At 60.0% G+C, this 18,645-nt stretch carries 19 protein-coding genes; 11 read left to right on the top strand and 8 right to left on the bottom strand.

Translation table 11 applies throughout. The annotated features are described in order from the left end of the window. Window positions 1–5: 5 nt before the first annotated feature. Window positions 6–728, bottom strand: a complete 723-nt coding sequence (locus tag AC1RKH_RS21080) for a response regulator transcription factor (RefSeq protein WP_493063053.1) — start codon at window positions 726–728, stop codon at window positions 6–8. A gap of 218 nt (window positions 729–946) precedes the next feature. Between AC1RKH_RS21080 and AC1RKH_RS21085 the strand changes: the two genes are divergently transcribed. The 4 genes from AC1RKH_RS21085 (at window position 947) to AC1RKH_RS21100 (ending at window position 5,718) form a co-directional block, all read left to right on the top strand. Beyond that, on the top strand, window positions 947–3,697 hold the full coding sequence (locus AC1RKH_RS21085) for a response regulator (RefSeq protein ID WP_493063054.1): 2,751 nt from the start codon (window positions 947–949) through the stop codon (window positions 3,695–3,697). A gap of 111 nt (window positions 3,698–3,808) precedes the next feature. Then, complete coding sequence (locus AC1RKH_RS21090) at window positions 3,809–4,798, top strand: 2-hydroxyacid dehydrogenase (RefSeq protein WP_493063055.1); 990 nt, start codon at window positions 3,809–3,811, stop codon at window positions 4,796–4,798. An 81-nt stretch (window positions 4,799–4,879) separates the two neighbouring features. Continuing rightward, a complete protein-coding gene (locus tag AC1RKH_RS21095) occupies window positions 4,880–5,314 on the top strand; it encodes a hypothetical protein (protein ID WP_054593574.1) in 435 nt (144 codons plus the stop codon). Then, entirely contained in the window at window positions 5,314–5,718 is a 405-nt protein-coding gene (locus AC1RKH_RS21100; RefSeq protein ID WP_054593575.1) for an META domain-containing protein, read from the top strand. Before AC1RKH_RS21095 ends, AC1RKH_RS21100 begins: the two co-directional genes overlap by 1 nt. A gap of 183 nt (window positions 5,719–5,901) precedes the next feature. Here AC1RKH_RS21100 and AC1RKH_RS21105 read toward each other — a convergent pair whose 3' ends face one another. Then, window positions 5,902–6,369 carry a TlpA disulfide reductase family protein gene (locus AC1RKH_RS21105; protein ID WP_493063056.1) on the bottom strand — a complete coding sequence of 156 codons (468 nt, stop codon included), beginning with the start codon at window positions 6,367–6,369 and terminating at the stop codon, window positions 5,902–5,904. 117 nt (window positions 6,370–6,486) lie between these two features. Between AC1RKH_RS21105 and arsC the strand changes: the two genes are divergently transcribed. From arsC to AC1RKH_RS21120, 3 genes are read left to right on the top strand one after another with little or no spacing between them, the layout of a single operon-like run. Then, window positions 6,487–6,840 carry an arsenate reductase (glutaredoxin) gene (gene arsC / locus AC1RKH_RS21110; RefSeq protein WP_123426821.1) on the top strand — a complete coding sequence of 118 codons (354 nt, stop codon included), beginning with the start codon at window positions 6,487–6,489 and terminating at the stop codon, window positions 6,838–6,840. Next, a complete protein-coding gene (gene wrbA / locus AC1RKH_RS21115) occupies window positions 6,837–7,433 on the top strand; it encodes an NAD(P)H:quinone oxidoreductase (RefSeq protein WP_019693120.1) in 597 nt (198 codons plus the stop codon). The genes arsC and wrbA overlap by 4 nt, the downstream gene beginning before the upstream one ends. Before the next feature lies 1 nt (window position 7,434). Continuing rightward, the gene (locus tag AC1RKH_RS21120; RefSeq protein ID WP_493063057.1) at window positions 7,435–7,860 is read left to right on the top strand and encodes a DUF2069 domain-containing protein; all 426 of its coding nucleotides are present in this window, start codon (window positions 7,435–7,437) and stop codon (window positions 7,858–7,860) included. Window positions 7,861–7,972: 112 nt separating this feature from the next. On the opposite strand, the gene AC1RKH_RS21125 is transcribed toward AC1RKH_RS21120, so the two are convergent. Both AC1RKH_RS21125 and ttcA read right to left on the bottom strand, forming a co-directional pair. Then, on the bottom strand, window positions 7,973–8,644 hold the full coding sequence (locus AC1RKH_RS21125; protein ID WP_123426818.1) for a DNA-3-methyladenine glycosylase I: 672 nt from the start codon (window positions 8,642–8,644) through the stop codon (window positions 7,973–7,975). Between the two features lie 141 nt (window positions 8,645–8,785). After that, entirely contained in the window at window positions 8,786–9,610 is an 825-nt protein-coding gene (gene ttcA / locus AC1RKH_RS21130) for a tRNA 2-thiocytidine(32) synthetase TtcA (RefSeq protein WP_123426817.1), read from the bottom strand. A 332-nt stretch (window positions 9,611–9,942) separates the two neighbouring features. On the opposite strand from ttcA, the gene AC1RKH_RS21135 reads away from it, so the two are divergent. Both AC1RKH_RS21135 and AC1RKH_RS21140 read left to right on the top strand, forming a co-directional pair. Next, window positions 9,943–10,545 carry a Yip1 family protein gene (locus AC1RKH_RS21135; RefSeq protein WP_054593582.1) on the top strand — a complete coding sequence of 201 codons (603 nt, stop codon included), beginning with the start codon at window positions 9,943–9,945 and terminating at the stop codon, window positions 10,543–10,545. A 216-nt stretch (window positions 10,546–10,761) separates the two neighbouring features. Beyond that, window positions 10,762–11,256, top strand: coding sequence for a SprT family zinc-dependent metalloprotease (locus tag AC1RKH_RS21140; RefSeq protein WP_123426816.1), 495 nt, complete (start codon window positions 10,762–10,764; stop codon window positions 11,254–11,256). Between the two features lie 119 nt (window positions 11,257–11,375). Here AC1RKH_RS21140 and AC1RKH_RS21145 read toward each other — a convergent pair whose 3' ends face one another. Both AC1RKH_RS21145 and AC1RKH_RS21150 read right to left on the bottom strand, forming a co-directional pair. Next, window positions 11,376–12,557 (bottom strand): CaiB/BaiF CoA transferase family protein, encoded by a 1,182-nt coding sequence (locus AC1RKH_RS21145; protein ID WP_493063058.1) that lies wholly within the window; start codon window positions 12,555–12,557, stop codon window positions 11,376–11,378. Between the two features lie 145 nt (window positions 12,558–12,702). After that, window positions 12,703–14,037, bottom strand: coding sequence for a dicarboxylate/amino acid:cation symporter (locus AC1RKH_RS21150; RefSeq protein ID WP_493063059.1), 1,335 nt, complete (start codon window positions 14,035–14,037; stop codon window positions 12,703–12,705). 320 nt (window positions 14,038–14,357) lie between these two features. Here AC1RKH_RS21150 and AC1RKH_RS21155 point away from each other — a divergent pair, with 320 nt between their 5' ends. Next, window positions 14,358–15,356 (top strand): AraC family transcriptional regulator, encoded by a 999-nt coding sequence (locus tag AC1RKH_RS21155; RefSeq protein ID WP_493063060.1) that lies wholly within the window; start codon window positions 14,358–14,360, stop codon window positions 15,354–15,356. Between the two features lie 161 nt (window positions 15,357–15,517). Here the strand turns inward: AC1RKH_RS21155 and AC1RKH_RS21160 are convergent, their stop codons facing one another. Beyond that, window positions 15,518–16,864: an ATP-binding protein gene (locus AC1RKH_RS21160; RefSeq protein WP_493063061.1), complete on the bottom strand. Its 1,347-nt coding sequence runs from the start codon at window positions 16,862–16,864 to the stop codon at window positions 15,518–15,520. Next, on the bottom strand, window positions 16,861–17,538 hold the full coding sequence (locus AC1RKH_RS21165) for a response regulator (RefSeq protein ID WP_493063062.1): 678 nt from the start codon (window positions 17,536–17,538) through the stop codon (window positions 16,861–16,863). The genes AC1RKH_RS21160 and AC1RKH_RS21165 overlap by 4 nt, the downstream gene beginning before the upstream one ends. Before the next feature lie 239 nt (window positions 17,539–17,777). Between AC1RKH_RS21165 and AC1RKH_RS21170 the strand changes: the two genes are divergently transcribed. Continuing rightward, on the top strand, window positions 17,778–18,569 hold the full coding sequence (locus AC1RKH_RS21170; protein WP_123426809.1) for a dienelactone hydrolase family protein: 792 nt from the start codon (window positions 17,778–17,780) through the stop codon (window positions 18,567–18,569). Window positions 18,570–18,645: the final 76 nt, after the last annotated feature.

Below are 18,645 nucleotides of genomic sequence, written 5' to 3' on the forward strand. Positions count from 1 at the left end.
GCCGATCAGATCTGTTCATCAAACGCACTCAATACATAACCCTTGCCCCAGACCGTGCGCACTTCACGCTCGCTGTAGCCGACAGCCTTGAGTTTGCGGCGGATCTGGCTGATGTGCATGTCCAGGCTGCGGTCGTGGGGGGCGTAGCCGCGCTGTAATACATGCTGATAAAGGAAGGCCTTGCTGAGCACTTCATCGCCATTACGATTCAGGGTTTCCAGCAGCCGATATTCGCTGCGGGTCAGCCCGGCCCACTGCTCGCCATAATGAACATCACTCAGTTCATCGTCGAAACGCAGGCTGTGAACGTCGCTGTTGACCGGTGGCGGCCCATGCCAACGGTCCAGGGCCACCCGCCGCAGGATGGCTTCGATGCGCACCCGCAACTCGGCCATGCTGAAAGGCTTGGGCAGGTAGTCGTCGGCGCCCAGACGAAAACCGCTGATGCGATCCGCTTCGGCGCCCAATGCCGACATCAGCAGCACCGGAGTGGAATCACTGGTCCGCAGGTCGGTCAGTACCGCCAGCCCGTCCATGCCCGGCAGCAAAATATCCATCAGTACGACATCGAAGGTTTGCTTACGGGCAATCGCCAACCCTTCCTTGCCGTTCTGGCACCAGGTCACCTGAAAACCGCAACGTCCCAGATGTTCATGGACATAAGCCCCCAGCACGAGGTCGTCTTCAATCGCCAGGATACGAGGGGGGCCAACGGATACGGGAGTCATTAGCTTCTGCAAGTCATTCTCAATCACTGATTATTCAAGATTGCCCGGCAGTGAGCAACCCGCGACTTTCGTAGCAGGCACCCGAGACCTTCAAACCGTCACAAAGCTCTGGGTAATTTGCCGAGATTGCCCGCCTGCAAATCGCTACACTGCGCGAGTAGCGCGTGCCGGATGCACGTATGGATCATCTATAAACAGCGTGATAGCAGGAGAGTGACGTGCTGAAGAAACTGGGGATCAAAGGTCGCGTAATGTTGTCGACCTTGTTGCCGACCAGCCTGATGGCCTTGGTTCTGGGCGGCTATTTCACCTGGATGCAGCAGTCCGATCTGCAAACCCAACTTCTGCAACGCGGCGAAATGATCGCCGAACAATTGGCACCTCTGGTCGCCCCGGCCATGGGCCACAGCAATGACGACCTGCTGGAACGCATCGCGACCCAATCACTGGAGCAACCGGACGTACGCGCCGTGTCGTTCCTGGCGCCAGACCGCACGCAACTGGCGCACGCCGGCCCGCTGATGCTCAACCAGCCGCCCACAGGCGACAGCACGCACATGCTGCAACGCACCGGCAGCGACGCCACCCGTTACCTGTTGCCGGTGTTCGGCAAACATCGCAACCTGGCCGGCGAGCTGATCCCCGACGAGTCCGATCGTTTGCTGGGTTGGGTCGAACTGGAACTCTCCCACAATGGCATGTTGCTGCGTGGTTACCGCAGCCTGTTCGCCAGCGTGCTGTTAATCGCCGCAGGTCTGGTCGGCACCGCGCTGCTGGCATTGCGTATGGGCCGCACCATCAATACACCGCTCAACCTGATCAAGCAGGCCGTGGCACAACTCAAGGACGGTCATCTCGAAACCCGCCTGCCACCGCTCGGCAGTCAAGAGCTGGACGAGTTGGCCTCGGGTATCAACCGCATGGCCAGCACCCTGCAAAACGCCCAGGAAGAACTGCAGCACAGCATCGATCAGGCCACTGAAGACGTCCGGCAAAACCTCGAAACCATCGAGATCCAGAACATCGAGCTGGACCTGGCGCGCAAGGAAGCCCTGGAGGCGAGCCGGATCAAGTCCGAGTTCCTCGCCAACATGAGCCACGAGATTCGTACTCCGCTCAATGGCATCCTCGGCTTCACCCACTTGCTGCAAAAAAGCGAACTGACGCCGCGTCAGCTCGACTACCTGGGCACCATCGAAAAGTCCGCCGACAGCCTGCTGGGGATCATCAACGAGATTCTCGACTTCTCGAAAATCGAGGCCGGCAAACTGGTGCTCGACAGCATTCCGTTCAACCTGCGCGATCTGCTGCAAGATACCCTGACCATCCTCGCCCCGGCCGCCCACGCCAAACAGCTGGAACTGGTCAGCCTGGTTTACCGCGACACCCCGCTGTCGTTGGTCGGTGACCCGCTGCGGCTCAAGCAGATCCTCACCAACCTTGTGAGTAACGCGATCAAGTTCACCCGCGAAGGCACCATCGTCGCCCGCGCCATGCTTGAAGAGGAACACGAAGACAGCGTGCAACTGCGTATCAGCATTCAGGACACCGGCATCGGTCTGTCGAATCAGGACGTGCGCGCACTGTTTCAGGCCTTCAGTCAGGCCGACAACTCGTTGTCCCGGCAACCCGGCGGCACGGGTCTGGGGCTGGTGATTTCCAAGCGTCTGATCGAGCAGATGGGCGGCGAGATTGGTGTCGACAGCACACCCGGGGAAGGCTCGGAATTCTGGGTCAGCCTGAGCCTGCCGAAAACCCGCGACGATGCCGAAGACTTGCCGGCACCACCGTTGCTCGGACGGCGCGTTGCGGTGATGGAGAACCACGAACTGGCACGCCAGGCCTTGCAGCATCAACTGGAAGACTGTGGCCTTGAAGTGACACCGTTCAACACCCTGGAAAGTCTGACCAACGGTGTTACCGGTGCGCATCAGACCGACCAGGCGATCGACCTCGCCGTGCTCGGCATCACCTCCAACGACATGCCGCCGGAGCGGCTGAATCAGCACATCTGGGACCTCGAACACTTGGGTTGCAAAGTACTGGTGCTGTGCCCGACCACCGAGCAGACGCTGTTCCATCTCTCGGTGCCCAACCCCCACAGCCAATTGCAGGCCAAACCGGCCTGCACTCGCAAATTGCGCCGGGCGCTGTCGGATCTGGTCAACCCGCGTCAGTTGCGCAACGAACCGGGCGAGCCGGTTTCCAGCCGCGCACCGAAAGTACTCTGCGCCGACGACAACCCGGCCAACCTGCTGCTGGTGCAAACGCTGCTCGAAGACATGGGCGCCAAGGTGCTGGCGGTCGAAAGCGGGTACGCGGCGATCAAGGCGGTGCAGACCGAAGCCTTCGATCTGGTGCTGATGGACGTACAGATGCCGGGCATGGATGGACGCCAGAGCACCGAAGCGATTCGCCAATGGGAAAGCGAACGGCATTGCACACCGCTGCCGATCGTCGCCCTCACCGCGCACGCCATGGCCAACGAAAAACGCGCCTTGCTGCAAAGCGGCATGGACGATTACCTGACCAAGCCCATCAGCGAACGCCAACTGGCGCAGGTGGTGTTGAAATGGACCGGGCTGGCCCTGCGTAACCACGGGCCGGAGCGGGCCGACGCCTACGGCAGCACCAGCGACCTGCTGGTGCTCGACCCGGATGAAGGCCTGCGCCTGGCAGCTGGCAAAGCCGATCTGGCGGCTGACATGCTGGCGATGTTGCTGGCCTCGCTTGAAGCCGACCGCGAGGCGATTCGTGTCGCCCGTGAAAGCAATGACCAGAATGCCCTGATCGAACGCGTCCACCGCCTGCATGGCGCGACGCGCTATTGCGGCGTTCCGCAGCTACGAGCGGCCTGTCAGCGCAGCGAAACACTGCTCAAGCAACAAGACCCCAAAGCGCAGGCGGCGCTGGAAGAACTTGAACGGGCGATCAACCGTCTGGCCTCGCAAGCGCGTATTGGTGCCTGACCCAGATCAATAGCGCTGGGCGCCACAAAGGCTAATGTAGCAGCTGCCGAAGGCTGCGTTCGGCAGCTGCTACGGGGTACGGGTATAGGGTGATATTTCCAGGAGGACACGATGCGCACGATTCTCTTCAGCAGCCAGACTTACGACCGCGACAGCTTCCTCGCTGCCAGGCTGCCCGCCGGTATGGAGTTGCACTTTCAATCCGCGCGCCTGAGCCTGGACACGGCGGCGCTGGCCGAGCAGCATGAAGTGGTCTGTGCCTTTATCAATGACGACCTCGGCGCGCCAGTGCTTGAACAACTGGCCGCCGGCGGCACGCGACTGATCGCCCTGCGCTCGGCCGGTTACAACCACGTTGACCTGCCCACAGCGAAACGCCTTGGTTTGAGCATCGTGCGCGTGCCGGCCTACTCGCCCCACGCCGTGGCCGAACACGCGGTGGCCTTGATCCTGGCGCTGAACCGCCGTCTGCACCGCGCCTATAACCGCACCCGCGAAGGCGATTTCAGCCTGCACGGGCTGACCGGTTTCGACCTGTGCGGCAAGACCGTCGGCGTGGTCGGTACCGGACAAATCGGTGCCGTCTTCGCGAAAATCATGGCCGGGTTTGGCTGCAAGCTGCTGGCCTATGACCCCTTCCCCAATCCTGAGGTCCTGGCCCTCGGCGCCCGTTACCTGGCGTTACCGGAGCTGTTGGCCGAAGCGCAGATCATCAGCCTGCATTGCCCGCTGACCGCCGAAAGCAAACACCTGATCAACAGCCAGTCACTGGCACACCTGCAACCCGGCGCCATGCTGATCAACACCGGGCGTGGCGGGCTCGTGGACACACCAGCGCTGATCGAAGCACTGAAAAGCGCTCAATTGGGCTATCTGGGGCTGGATGTCTATGAAGAAGAAGCACAGTTGTTCTTCGAGGACCGCTCCGACCTGCCATTGCAGGACGATGTGTTGGCGCGCCTGCTGACCTTCCCCAACGTCATCGTCACCGCGCACCAGGCCTTCCTGACCCGCGAAGCATTGGCCGCAATCGCCACGACGACCTTGCAGAACATCACCGATTGGGCCGCTGGAACACCACGGAATCGGGTCGAAGGCTGATTTGGCCTGATCGAAGGTCGCATCCATGGGCCATGCCTGATTCTTTCGCGTGCTAGCATATCGCGCATATTTGGAGGACCCATGGTCGAACACGATTTCCGCTACAGCCTGATGAACCCGCAACACACGCTGACCGAATGCCGCGCGCTGACGCCGGGGCGTTATCAAGTCACCGGCAACGGCGGCTCGATCCGCGCCGATGACGTGCTGTTGGTCACCCTCAAAGGCAGCAAGGACTTGTCCATGCGTCTGACCGTTGAGAACGTTCGCCACCTGCTCAAGCCCATGGGCCAGTGGGTTGCCGTAGCCAGTGGTCCGGTGTTTGGTGAACTGGCGATCCACAACTGGCAAGTGAACTGCGACAGCTGCGCCAAAGAGTTGAAGTTCGAGTTCGCGGTCGACGCCAAACTGGGCAACAAGGCCGAAAAACCGGCCGCCACTGCACGGATTGCCGAACTGGGCTGGACCACCGCCAGCGAGAAGCACCTGTGCCCGAAATGCCAGGAGCCCGTGTAATGAAACACCTCGTTCTGGCCGCGATGGCGGGTGCCAGCCTGCTGGGTTGCGCCGCTGAGCCGGTGCAACTGCAGCAGGATCGCAGCTATGTGCTGGAGTGGATCGGCGAACGCCCGCTGATCGACTACAGCCACCTGACCATCACCCTCGGTGAAGACGGTCGGGCTTATGGCAATGGCGGCTGCAACCACTGGTTCGCGCCCTACACCCTGGACGGCGACAAGCTGAGTTTCGGCAAAGTCGGCAGCACCCGAAAAATGTGCGCCCCGGCCTTGATGGAACAGGAAAAACGCTTCCTGCAAGCACTGGAAACCGTGCAACGCTGGGATATCTCGCCGATCGAGCAAATGCGCTTCTGGCCCGCCGAAGGCAAGCCGCTGCGCTGGTGGCTTGAAGAGGGTTAACCCCCCCTCGGCGAACACCGTCCCTGTGGGAGCGAGCCTGCTCGCGATGACGGCATTACATTCAACATCAATGTTGACTGACCCACCGCTATCGCGAGCAGGCTCGCTCCCACATGGATTGCCCTTGACTGACTGGCATTGGGGCTTGCCCCCCCTCGCCACAGGTGGGCGCTCGGCCCGCCGTCAATTCATCGCCTGCAACGCCTTAAGCTTCGCCATCACCCCCACCGCCGTCTGCTCTCCCATCAACTGCTCGCGCACCTTGCCTTTGTCATCGATGATATAGGTCACCGGCAACGCCTCACTGCGCGGCAAGTCGAAGCGGTCGGCCGGATCCTGGGCCAGCACCGTGAACGTGATCCCGAGCTTTTCACTGGCACTCTTGAGGTCTTCGCCCTGCACATTGTCGAAGTTGACTCCAAACACGCCAATCTTCTGACCTTTGAGCCGTTCAGACAAAACGTTCAATTGTGGAATCTCGGTACGACACGGGCCACACCACTCGGCCCAGTAATTGAGCACAAACCATTGGCCGTCGAGGCGCCCGGACGCCACTTTCTGTCCCAGTTGATCAGTGCCGTAGTCATAGCCACAGCCGCCAAGCAGCAAGGTTGCGAAGAGGGCCAATGTTGCTGTCAGTCGCCTTGTCATGGGTAATGATCCTTACTCAAAAAATAGGTTCTGCTGCGACCCATCGCCTTCCAAGGTTCAGGACTGCTCGCCGCACAGGTAGAATAGCCGCCACCTTACGCAAGATGCGAACCGCACATGACCGATCTGACGCTTTATCACAACCCGCGCTGCTCGAAATCCCGCGGTGCGCTGGAACTGCTGGAAGCCCGTGGCCTGGCGCCAACCGTGGTCCGCTACCTGGAAACCCCGCTGAACGCCGCGCAACTGCAAGGCCTGCTGGGTAAACTCGGGATCAGCGCCCGGCAACTGCTGCGCACCGGCGAAGATGAATATAAAACCCTGAACCTGGCTGACAGCAGCTTGAGCGAGGCGCAATTGATCGCCGCCATCGCCGAACATCCAAAGCTCATGGAGCGACCGATTCTTGAAGTCGGTGACAAAGCCATCATCGGCCGTCCGCCAGAAAATGTGCTGGAGATTCTGCCGTGAGTGCGCCGTACATTCTGGTTCTGTATTACAGCCGCAGTGGCTCGACCAATGAAATGGCCCGGCAGATTGCCCGCGGCGTTGAGCAGGCCGGGATGGAAGCACGCCTGCGCACGGTGCCGGCGATCTCCAGCGAATGCGAGGCGGTGTCGCCAGACATTCCCGACGAAGGCGCGCTGTACGCCAGCCTCGACGACCTGAAAAACTGCGCGGGCCTGGCCCTCGGCAGCCCGACCCGTTTCGGCAACATGGCGGCGCCGCTGAAGTACTTCCTCGATGGCACCAGCAACCTGTGGCTGACCGGCGCACTGGTGGGCAAACCGGCCGGGGTCTTCACCTCGACGGCCAGCCTGCACGGCGGTCAGGAAACCACCTTGCTGTCGATGATGCTGCCATTGCTGCACCACGGCATGCTGATCACCGGCCTGCCCTACAGCGAATCGGCACTGCTGGAAACTCGCGGCGGCGGCACGCCTTACGGCGCCAGCCATCACGCCGGCGCTGACGGCAAAAGCGGTTTGAACGAGCATGAAGTCGCGCTGTGCCGGGCCTTGGGCCTGCGTCTGGCGAAAACCGCCCTGAAACTGGAGCGCTAACGTGGCCAGGAAGCCGAAGGTTCTGCCCTCCATCGAATGGCTCGAACCACGAGTTCGGGCGATGCGCGTCATCAGCCTGCTGTGCTTTTTCGGCCTGCTGGGTTTGCTCTGCGCCTATTACCTGGTGATCGCCGACCTGCATGGTGCGCGGCCGTGGGTGATCCTGCTGATTGAACTGGTGCCGTTGTTGTTGCTGGCGCCGGGCATGATCAGCGCCAGCGCGCGCGGGCATTCATGGATGTGCTTTGTGGTGAACCTGTATTTCATCAAAGGCGCGATTGCCGCATTCGACCCGAATCGACAGGTGTTTGGTCTGCTGGAGATGGTCGCGAGCCTGGCGGTGTTCTGTTCGGCGCTGCTGTATGTGCGCTGGCGGTTTCAGCTCAATCGCAAGCTGGCCGGCGAAGGCGAGATCTCTGTCGCCTGACAGGACGCCATCGCGAGCAAGCTCGCTCCCACAGGGGATTTGTGAACGACGCAGATCCAATGTGGGAGCAGCCGGTCGACGCTCGATTGCTCGCGATGGAGGCGACACGGTCTCAATGATTCACTGTGTAAGCCAGCATCATCGAAATCTGACACATCGGCCGGCCGCTCTCGGCGTGCCACTGGTTGAAGGCGTTCTGCACCGTCGCCAGATCGCGCAAACTGGTCGGCACCTTGTCGATGATCTCTTGCGCATTCAGCGCCGCGACTACGTCATAACTCGGCACGAATGTGTCCTTACCGATCATCCGCAGAAACCGCGGTGCCGACAACCCGCCCAGCTGATGCCCGTGCTTGGCCAGGTACTTCCACAAGCCAACGATGTCGGTCACCGGCCACTCAGCGATCAATTCGCCGAAGCTGCCCTTCTCTTTCGCCACGTCCAGCACGAACTGCGCATTGCGCGGCACGCTCTTGAGCTTGCCCAGGTGGCGGATGATCCGTGTGTCCTGCATCAGTCGCTCAAGGTGCTCGGCGCCCATCAGCACGACCTTTTCCGGATCGAACCTGAAGAACACTTCTTCGAACGCCGGCCATTTGGCGTCCACCAGGCTGTGCTTGAGGCCTGCGCGAAACACCCGCAACGCCAGGGTCGACAGGTAGCGATCGTCACTGATCTTGCGCAGTTGTGCCGGGGTCTTGGGCACGGGCAGATGGGCTTCCAGTTCGGCTGCAGAACCAAAACGGTTCAGACAGTATTCGTGCAGCCACTTGTAATCGCGCATGCCCTCTCCTGAGGATTGAATTGAAAACGGCCTGCCATAAGAACCTGTGGGAGCGAGCTTGCTCGCGATGGCGGTATGTCAGCCGGTATTGTTGTCGACTGACACTACGCATTCGCGAGCAAGCCCGCTCCCACCATTTGTTCAGAGGTTGACGACGTTGACGAAACGCGACGCAGCGGTTTCGTCGATACGCAGGTTGGTGAAGTCGAACAGGTTACGGTCCGCCAGCTGCGACGGAATGACGTTCTGCAAACCACGGAAAATGCTTTCGGTACGGCCCGGCGTCTTGCGTTCCCATTCCTGAAGCATTTCCTTGACCACCTGACGTTGCAGGTTTTCCTGAGAACCGCAGAGGTTGCACGGGATGATCGGGAATTGCTTGAAGTCCGAGTAGGCCTGAATGTCTTTCTCGTTGCAGTAGGCCAGCGGGCGGATCACCACGTTACGGCCATCGTCGGCGCGCAACTTCGGCGGCATGGCCTTGAGCGAGCCGTTGTAGAACATGTTGAGGAAGAACGTCTCGACGATGTCGTCGCGGTGATGACCGAGGGCCATTTTGGTCGCGCCGATTTCGTCGGCGAACGTGTAAAGCGTACCGCGCCGCAGGCGTGAGCACAGAGAGCAGGTGGTCTTGCCTTCCGGCACCAGCTCCTTGACCACCGAGTAGGTGTCTTTTTCGACGATGTGGTATTCCACGCCCAGCTCTTTCAAGTAGGCCGGTAGCACATGTTCAGGGAAACCCGGCTGCTTCTGGTCCATGTTCACCGCGACGATCTCGAACTTGATCGGCGCCACCTTCTGCAGGTGCATCAGCACGTCGAGCATGGTGTAGCTGTCCTTGCCGCCGGACAGGCAGACCATGACCTTGTCACCCTCTTCGATCATGTTGTAATCGGCGACGGCCTCACCGGCCAGCCGGCGTAGACGTTTCTGCAGTTTGTTCTGGTTGACCGTAAGAGTGCCCATGGCGCTTGAAATCCGCGAGGTGTGACGAAAGGCCGACATTTTACGCAAAAACGCTGACCGGGCGAAGAGCCCTAAAAGATCGCAGCCTCCGGCAGCTCCTACGGAACCGGTGTAGGAGCTGCCGCAGGCTGCGATCTTTTGATTTTGCTATCCAACAGCGATTAACCCCAGGGTTTACAGCGCGATTTGCTCTAAAGCCCCCCACCTGTGACAGCAAGTCCTTTCTATACTGCGACATAAGGTCGCACGCATTTCAGACCTCTACTTACTTGGCCGCTGGCCCGTAGGCGCTCCGCTGGGGGGCGATAGCAATCACGAAGGAGTGACTGACTATGATCCATCACGTCGTGGGGCTTTTCACCCACCCTGATCAAGAATGGAAAGAAATCCGTGGCGACCAAGAGGAAAGCATCAGCCACATGTACCTCACCCACACGCTGATCCTGGCGGCAATACCGGCCATTTCGGCGTTTATCGGCACCACCAAGGTCGGCTGGGTCATCGGTAGCCGTGCGCCGGTCATGCTGACCCAGGAAAGCGCGCTATGGATGACCATCATGTCGTACCTGGCAATGCTCGGCGGGGTCGCGGTGATGGGGGCGTTCATACACTGGATGGCCCGCACCTATGACGCCAGCCCGAGCCTGGCGCGCTGTGTCGCGTTTGCCACCTATACCGCTACGCCACTGTTCATCGGCGGTCTGGCGGCGCTGTATCCGCACATGTGGCTGGGCATGGTCGTCGGCACCGCAGCCATCTGCTACACCGTGTACCTGCTGTATGTGGGGCTGCCGACCTTCATGAACATTCCATCTGATGAGGGTTTTCTATTCTCAAGTTCAGTGCTCGCCGTAGGGCTGGTGGTGCTGGTTGCGATCATGGCATTCACCGTCATTGTCTGGGGCCTGGGCGTCGGCCCGGTCTATACCAATTAGAACGGGCAACTAATAAAAGGGGCAATTGAAGCCTGAAACTCGAGCCGCTGAAGCGAGCAAAGGACGCCGCCAACAAAACAAACAAGGATCTGTCAACACAGGCCGCCGCAAGGCGGCCTTCTAACTTCTGAATTGTGCGACGACCATTCGGCGCCTGAGCGATTCGCAATGAACAGGGTTTGCAGCATACTCGACGCCTCTGGAGATCCGTTAAGCATGCCTCAGCAACTCAATACCCGCGTCGAAGACTGTTTCCAACAAGCCGAATCCTTTTTCAAACGATCCTTCAAACGCCCGGTGGTCAGCCTCAAGTTGCGCGGCCAGAAAGCCGGCGTTGCGCACTTGCATGAAAACCTGCTGCGCTTCAATCCGCAGCTGTACCGGGAAAATACCGAAGACTTCCTCAAGCAGACCGTGGCCCACGAAGTCGCGCACCTGATCGCCCACCAGCTGTTTGGCGAGCGCATCCAGCCGCACGGCGAAGAATGGCAATTGATCATGCGCGGCGTGTACGAACTGCCGCCCAACCGGTGCCACACCTACGCAATCAAGCGCCGCAGCGTGACCCGCTACATCTACCGCTGCCCCTGCGCCAACAGCGATTTCCCGTTCTCGGCCCAGCGCCATAGCCTGGTGCGACAAGGGCGACGGTATTTGTGTCGACGTTGCCGCAGCACCTTGGTGTTCAGTGGGGAAATGCGGGTCGAGTAGTGAGATTTCCGGTGTTCATTCGGACGCCATCGCGAGCAAGCTCGCTCCCACAGGGGATTTGTAAACGACGCAGATCCAATGTGGGAGCGAGCTTGCTCGCGATGAGGCCCTCAACCCCCCTACAAAACCACCTTGTTACGCCGCAATTCCTCGATGCGCTGAGCGCTATACCCCAACTCACCCAACACCTGATCGGTATGCGCACCCAACGCCGCGCCGATATTTCGTGGCGCGGGCAAACCGTCCGAAAACTTCAAGGGACAGGCCATCTGCGCCTGGGTGGTGCCGTCGTTGCGTGGCACCTGGGTGACCAGATCCCGAGCCTTCAGCTGCGGGTGATCGACCGCCTCGGCCAGGCTCAACACCGGCTCAACGCACGCATCGAGCCCGGTAAACAACTGGCAGAGCTCGCTAAAGTCATGCTTTTCGAACTCGATCTGAAACGCCAGTTTGAGCGCCTTTTGCTGCTCGGGACTGGGCGACAAACCCAGCACTGCCAGCTCCGGTAGACCCAGCGCCGTGCACAGCTGCTGCATGAAGTCCGGCTCCAGGCTGCCGACTGACATCCAGCGACCATCGCGGGTGCGGTAGTAGTCGTAGAAGCTGCCGCCATTGAGCATTTGATCTTCGCGCCCCGGCATCACACCGCAGGCCAGAAAACCCGCGCCGGCCATGGCGTTCAGGCTGAATGCGCAGTCGGTCATGCTCACGTCCAGATGTTGCCCCTGGCCACTGTGCTGACGGGCAATCACCGCCGCCAGCAAACCGATCACCCCATGCAGCGAACCGCCGGCAATGTCCGCGACCTGAATTCCCAACGGCAATGGCCCGCTGTCCTCGCGCCCGGTGTAGCTGGCCACGCCTGCCAGCGCCAGGTAGTTGATGTCGTGGCCGGCGCGATCCTTGTAGGGGCCCGTCTGGCCGTAACCGCTGATCGACACGTAAATCAGTCGCGGGTTGATCGCCTTCAGCGTTTCATAACCCAGGCCCAGACGCTCCATCACCCCAGGGCGAAACTGCTCGATGAGGATGTCGTGGTCTTGCAGCAGTTGTTTGACCACCTCCAGCGCTGCCGGCTGCTTGAGGTCCAGCGCCAGGCTGCGCTTGTTGCGATTGAGGTAGGCGTGGCTGGCAGAAGTGCCCTGATCATGGGGCGGCAGGACCCGCAGCAGGTCCATGCGCGTCGGCGACTCGATGCGCAACACCTCGGCCCCCATGTCCGCCAGCAACAGCGAGGCGAACGGCCCCGGCAACAGCGTCGAGAAATCCAGAACCTTGAGTGATGCCAGTGGGCCTTGCATGGGCGTTCTCCTTAAGCGATACCTGAAGCCTAGGCAGCCGATGGCCTGGCAGCAATCACCTTAAGCATCAGCCGGACTGACCTTTGCGCTCAAACCGCAGGACAAAAAAAACCCGCCGAAGCGGGTTTTTCATCAACTCGATGAATTACTTCAGCGAAGTCGGGGTTTGGCCTTCAGCCACCTGCAGATCGTCTTCGCCATGGGTATTGGTGATTCCACGACCACCGGAAGCCAGTTCCGTGTGCATCTGGTCGACGTCCAGTTCCTTGACCCACTTGGCCACGACCAGAGTCGCAACCGCGTTCCCCACCAGATTGGTCAGGGCGCGGGCTTCGGACATGAAGCGGTCGATACCCAGGATCAGCGCCAGGCCGGCAACCGGCAGATGACCGACCGCAGACAAAGTGGCGGCCAGTACGATGAAGCCGCTACCGGTCACACCGGCAGCACCTTTGGAGGACAGCAGCAGCACGATCAGCAAGGTGATCTGGTGCGTGATGTCCATATGGGTGTCGGTCGCCTGAGCGATGAACACCGCGGCCATGGTCAGGTAGATCGCAGTACCGTCCAGGTTGAACGAGTAACCGGTCGGGATCACCAGACCCACAACGGATTTCTTCGCGCCCAGACGCTCCATTTTGATCAGCATGCGTGGCAGCACCGACTCCGAAGAGGAAGTACCCAGCACGATCAGCAGCTCTTCACGGATGTAGCGAATCACTTTCAGCACGCTGAAACCGTGAGCGCGGGCGATGCCGCCCAGTACGACCAGAACGAACACGATGCAAGTGATGTAGAAGCACGCCATCAACTGACCCAGTTGCACCAGCGAGCCAACGCCATAGGCACCAATGGTGAAGGCCATGGCGCCCAGGGCACCGATTGGCGCTAGTTTCATGATCATGTTGATGATGTTGAACATCACGTGGGCGAAGCGATCGATGAAGTCCAGGATCGGCTTGCCGTACGAACCCAGGCGATGCAGGGCGAAGCCGAAGATCACCGAGAACATCAGCACTTGCAGGATATCGCCGTTGGCGAACGCGCCGACGATGGTGGTCGGGATAACGTTCAGGAGGAAGCCAACGACGCTTTGATCCGCACCGGCAGCGACATAAGCAGCCACTTTGGAAGCATCCAGGGTGCTGACATCGATGTGCATGCCGTTACCTGGCTGCACGATGTTGACCACCACCAGACCCACCAGCAATGCGATGGTCGAAACGATTTCGAAGTACAGCAGCGCGTAACCGCCGGTCTTGCCAACCGATTTCATGTTCTGCATGCCCGCGATACCGCTGACGACGGTGCAGAAGATGATCGGTGCAATGACCATTTTGATCAGTTTGATGAACCCGTCACCCAGTGGTTTGAGTGCCACGGCGGTCTGCGGATAGTAGTGACCGAGCAGAATGCCGATAGCGATGGCAACGATCACCTGGAAATACAGGGATTTGTACAGTGGCTGACGAGTCGTCATTGCAAAGTTCCTCAAGAGCACCGCGCTGCAATCATCCATCTGACGCATGCGACACCTAAAGTGCGAACCCTCCTGCGCTGGAGGGATTTGTTTTGTTGAGCTGTTGCCCTTATCGCAAAGCCCGTGCCACCTTGCCAAAATCCCCCAAAAGCCTTTTGCCATCAGGGCTGCAGAAGGTTCCTTGCCTCTGACTTGCCCGATCCAGGTGGCGGATTCCCGCCCATCAGCCGGATCTCGTCCTGCAATTTGGCGGATATCCGCCTTGTCCCGCCACGAGGCCGTGGCTAAGATCCGCCACTCAATGGACGGACCAGACCCCAATGCGCGAACGTACCATCGCCAGTCATTTTGCTCGTGCGGCCCTCCGTGGCGCACGCCGGCGCGGCTATGACTACTCGGACCTGCTGCAGCAATTGGGGATCAGCACCGAATTGCTCGACGAGCCCCGCGCGAGGATCGCCCCGGAACAATTCACCAGCCTGCTGCAAGGGCTCTGGCAAGCGCTGGATGACGAATACCTGGGCTTTGCCCATGGCCCAAGCAAGCGCGGCACCTTCGCCATGATGTGCCATGCCTTGATTCACTGCCGCACGCTCGAGAAAGCACTCAGTCGCGGCTTATTATTTTATAGCCTATTCCCCGATGCTCCGCGCCTGACCCTGAGCCGCGAGGGCGAAATGGTCCGTTTGAGCCTGGACGATTCACAGCTGTGGGACCCGGATCACTTTTTCAGCGAATGTCAGTTGGTGATCTGGCATCGACTGGGCAGCTGGCTGATCGGTCAGCGCATTCGTTTGGAACAGGCCTGTTTCAGCTACCCGAAACCCGAGCACGGCGCCGAGTACGACCTGTTGTTCCCCTGCCCTATGGTGTTCTCGGCCGAACAGAGCAGCCTGCTGTTCCACAGCCGATACCTGCACATGCCGTTGCTGCAGGACGAACGGACCCTCAAGCATTTCCTCGAGCGCTCACCCGCCGATCTGCTGTCGCGCCCGGATGACGGCGATAGCCTCAGCAGCCAGCTACGGCGCCTGCTCAGCAGCGACAGTGCGCGCTGGCCAGACCTGGAAACAGTCGCCGCGCAGCTGCACATCAGCCCGCAGACCTTGCGTCGGCACTTGCGTGAAGAGGGTTCGAGTTTTCAGGAATTGAAAGACCATCTGCGCCGCGACATCGCGATTTATCACCTGAGCCGTGCCGATCTGTCGTTGCAGCAGATCGCCGAACAGCTGGGTTTTTCAGAACCGTCGGCGTTTCACCGGGCGTTCAAGAAGTGGACGGGATTGACGCCAGGCGCTTATCGCGAACAAGAGAACTGAGTTTCAGGGCTAATATTCTGGATGTTCCCACTGACCCCATCGCGAGCAAGCTCGCTCCCACATTTGATCTCAGGTGTTCACAATTAATGTGCTCACAGTAGATCCCCTGTGGGAGCGAGCTTGCTCGCGATGGGGCCCCAAAAGCATTCCGCACCTTCCGGTCACACCACCGGGAAATGAATCCGGAATGCCGCGCCGCCAAGGGCTGAATCCCCCAAGGTCAACTGTGCGCCGTAGCTCTCGATGATGTCCTTGACCACCGCCAGGCCGATACCCTGCCCCGGATGCTGGCGGTCCAGACGTTCGCCGCGCTGAAGAATCCGCGCACGCTGATCCGGTGGCACGCCCGGGCCGTCATCTTCGATACACAGCTCAACGCCACTCATGGTCTGCCGCAGGCTGACACGCACTTCACTCAGGCACAGGCGATAGGCGTTTTCCAGCAAGTTGCCGAGCATTTCCAGCAAGGCACCCTGCTCGATCGGCACGTAGCACGGGTCCGGCAGGTCGACAGAGGTCCGTACCTGCTTGTCGCGATAGACCTTGTCCAAGGTATCGCAAAGGCTTTGCAGCACCGGTCGCAACCGCACCTGATGGCGTACCAGACCGCTTTTACGCAAGCTCGCGCGTTGCAACTGATAGCTGATCTGCTGACTCATGCGCTCGATCTGCGATTGCAGCACCCACGCTTGCTCACGATTTTCCGGTCGCTGAGCCATGTCCTCACTGACCCCTTGCAAGACCGCCAACGGAGTTTTCAGGCTGTGGGCCAGGTCATCCAGAGAGTCGCGATAGCGACTGCGTTGTTCACGCTCGCTGCGCAACAAACGGTTCAGGGAGCCGGTCAGGCGCAACAGTTCGCGGGGGTGTTCTTCGCTGAGGCTTTCAAGGGCACCGTTCTCGATCTGGTCCAGTTCCTGGCTCAAGCGTTTCAAGGCCTGCAAGCCCCAGGTCAGGCCGATCCACAGCAGCGAAAGCAACACCAGCAACGCGGCGCCAAAACCCAGATAGAGATTTTCCCGCAGGCCTTCGAGTGTCTGCTGGTACTCACGCACCGGCTGCAGCGCGACCATACTGAACGCGGCATTTTTACCGCCGAGCAATTTGACCTCGACGTCATAGACGAAAAATTCCTGACCGTTGGCCTCACGAATCCGTGCGAACTGATTGCCGTGCCCGTCGTAACGCGGCCTGTAGTTGATGTCCTCTTCCTGAGTCGCCCTCGAACGCCAGACCAGATGACCTTCGCGATCATAGATGTAGCCCAGCAAGCGACTGTCGGTAAGGTTGAAGCGCTCATCCGGCATCTGCGTAGGCATCACCAAACGGTTGTTTTCAACCCGTGCTGCGGAAATCAGCGTGGTGACATCCGAGGCCAGACGCTGCTGGATCGAGTCCTGCAACGCCAGGCTGAACGCGCCCTGCATGGCCGGCAACAACGCCAGCATGAACAGCACCGCCAGCGTGGTAGCGGCGAGCATCAAGCGCAGGCGTAGCGAACGAATCACCGGCAGCGCTCATTGAACAGGTAGCCCAGACCACGCACGGTATCGATCGGTTTGAAACCGGCCGGCCCTTCGAGCTTGCGCCGCAGACGGCCGACCAGCACTTCGATCACGTTCGGATCGCGCTCGTCGTCGTCCGGGTAGAGCTGTTCCATCAAACGGTCCTTGGCGACCACCTGCTGGTGATGACGCATCAGGTATTCGAGGATCCGGTACTCATAAGCGGTCAACGCCAACGGTTGCTCGTCGAGGGTCGCTTGCTTGCGATTGAGGTCCAGCAGCAACGGCCCGGCGATGATGGTCGACTGGGTAAAACCGCTGGAGCGGCGCAGCAAGGCATTCAGGCGCGCGTCCAGCTCTTCGAACTGGAACGGCTTGACCACGTAATCGTCGGCGCCGGCGGCCAGACCTTCGACCTTGTCCTGCCAGTTGCCGCGCGCAGTCAGAATCAGGATCGGAAAGGTCTTGCCTTGCGCACGCAGTTGGCGAATCAAGTCCAGCCCACCCATGCCCGGCAGACCGAGGTCGATCACTGCCAGGTCATGGTTGAATTGCCCGGTCTGGTACAAGGCCTCTTCGGCGTTGGCCACGGATTCGACCACGTGGCCATTGTCGATCAGGCGGGTTTGCAGGTGATGACGCAGCAGCGCCTCGTCTTCGACGACCAGCAGTTTCATAACGCTCTCCCAGGCAAAATCAACGTCTCCACAGGTATCTCGCACCTCGATTGCTAATACGCCAGTAACGGTAACCCGGTTCAACCAAGGCGCTTGGCAAAACCTGCTGCATCATCCCGGCCAACCCTGACGAAGTAACCGATACCATAGTTGTGACTGTAGGTTAACCACAACCCGCTGAACTCGGACTGAACAGGATCAACTAGGCTGTCTGCACATCTTTTAAAGGAGCATCAACCATGCGCGTATTTATCGCACTCGTTTTCCTGGCCTTGAGCGGCCTCAGCCAGGCGGCAATCAAGACTCAGGAGATCCCTTACAAAAGTGCCGACGGGACTGAGTTGATTGGCTACTACGCCTATGACGACAGCATTCAAGGGGCTCGCCCGGGCGTGGTGGTGGTGCATGAGTTCTGGGGTCTCAACGACTACGCCAAGCGCCGGGCCCGCGACCTCGCCGGGCTGGGCTACAGCGCGCTGGCAATCGATATGTATGGCGACGGTAAAAACACCGAGCACCCGAACGACGCCATGGCGTTCATGGAAGCGGCGCTTAAAAACAGCGCGACGGCCAGTGCTCGTTTCAATGCCGGGCTTGATTTGCTCAAGAAGCAACCACAGACAAACCCGAACAAACTCGCGGCCATCGGCTACTGCTTCGGCGGCAAGATCGTTCTCGATGCGGCACGCCAAGGGGCACCGCTGGCGGGTGTGGTGAGTTTCCACGGCGCATTGGCAACCAGCACCCCGGCGACACCCGGCAGCGTCAAGGCCAAGCTTTTGGTAGAGCACGGCGCTCTGGACAGCATGGTCACTGCGGACCAAGTGGCAGCGTTCAAAACCGAGATGGACAAGGCCGGTGCCGACTATAAGTTCGTCAGCCTGAAAGGTGCCAAGCATGGTTTCAGCAACCCGGACGCTGATCGCCTGAGCCACGGCGAGCACGGCGGCCCGGATATCGGCTACAACAAAGCCGCCGATGAAAGCTCGTGGGCGGATATGAAAGCATTCTTCAAGAAGATATTTGGCTGATAATTGGCCCAGACCAACGTAGGAGCTGCCGCAGGCTGCGATCTTTTCAGCAGATCAAAAGATCGCAGCCTGCGGC

Source organism: Pseudomonas sp. GW822-FHT06B12 (assembly GCF_058799675.1).

Excerpts from the sequence above, each read along its gene's own strand:
- AC1RKH_RS21080 (WP_493063053.1), bottom strand. The coding sequence starts at position 728 with ATGACTCCCGTATCCGTTGGCCCCCCTCGTATCCTGGCGATTGAAGAC.
- AC1RKH_RS21090 (WP_493063055.1), top strand. The coding sequence starts at position 3,809 with ATGCGCACGATTCTCTTCAGCAGCCAGACTTACGACCGCGACAGCTTC.
- AC1RKH_RS21095 (WP_054593574.1), top strand. The coding sequence starts at position 4,880 with ATGGTCGAACACGATTTCCGCTACAGCCTGATGAACCCGCAACACACG.
- AC1RKH_RS21100 (WP_054593575.1), top strand. The coding sequence starts at position 5,314 with ATGAAACACCTCGTTCTGGCCGCGATGGCGGGTGCCAGCCTGCTGGGT.
- AC1RKH_RS21105 (WP_493063056.1), bottom strand. The coding sequence starts at position 6,369 with ATGACAAGGCGACTGACAGCAACATTGGCCCTCTTCGCAACCTTGCTG.
- arsC (WP_123426821.1), top strand. The coding sequence starts at position 6,487 with ATGACCGATCTGACGCTTTATCACAACCCGCGCTGCTCGAAATCCCGC.
- AC1RKH_RS21125 (WP_123426818.1), bottom strand. The coding sequence starts at position 8,644 with ATGCGCGATTACAAGTGGCTGCACGAATACTGTCTGAACCGTTTTGGT.
- ttcA (WP_123426817.1), bottom strand. The coding sequence starts at position 9,610 with ATGGGCACTCTTACGGTCAACCAGAACAAACTGCAGAAACGTCTACGC.
- AC1RKH_RS21135 (WP_054593582.1), top strand. The coding sequence starts at position 9,943 with ATGATCCATCACGTCGTGGGGCTTTTCACCCACCCTGATCAAGAATGG.
- AC1RKH_RS21140 (WP_123426816.1), top strand. The coding sequence starts at position 10,762 with ATGCCTCAGCAACTCAATACCCGCGTCGAAGACTGTTTCCAACAAGCC.
- AC1RKH_RS21145 (WP_493063058.1), bottom strand. The coding sequence starts at position 12,557 with ATGCAAGGCCCACTGGCATCACTCAAGGTTCTGGATTTCTCGACGCTG.
- AC1RKH_RS21150 (WP_493063059.1), bottom strand. The coding sequence starts at position 14,037 with ATGACGACTCGTCAGCCACTGTACAAATCCCTGTATTTCCAGGTGATC.
- AC1RKH_RS21155 (WP_493063060.1), top strand. The coding sequence starts at position 14,358 with ATGCGCGAACGTACCATCGCCAGTCATTTTGCTCGTGCGGCCCTCCGT.
- AC1RKH_RS21165 (WP_493063062.1), bottom strand. The coding sequence starts at position 17,538 with ATGAAACTGCTGGTCGTCGAAGACGAGGCGCTGCTGCGTCATCACCTG.
- AC1RKH_RS21170 (WP_123426809.1), top strand. The coding sequence starts at position 17,778 with ATGCGCGTATTTATCGCACTCGTTTTCCTGGCCTTGAGCGGCCTCAGC.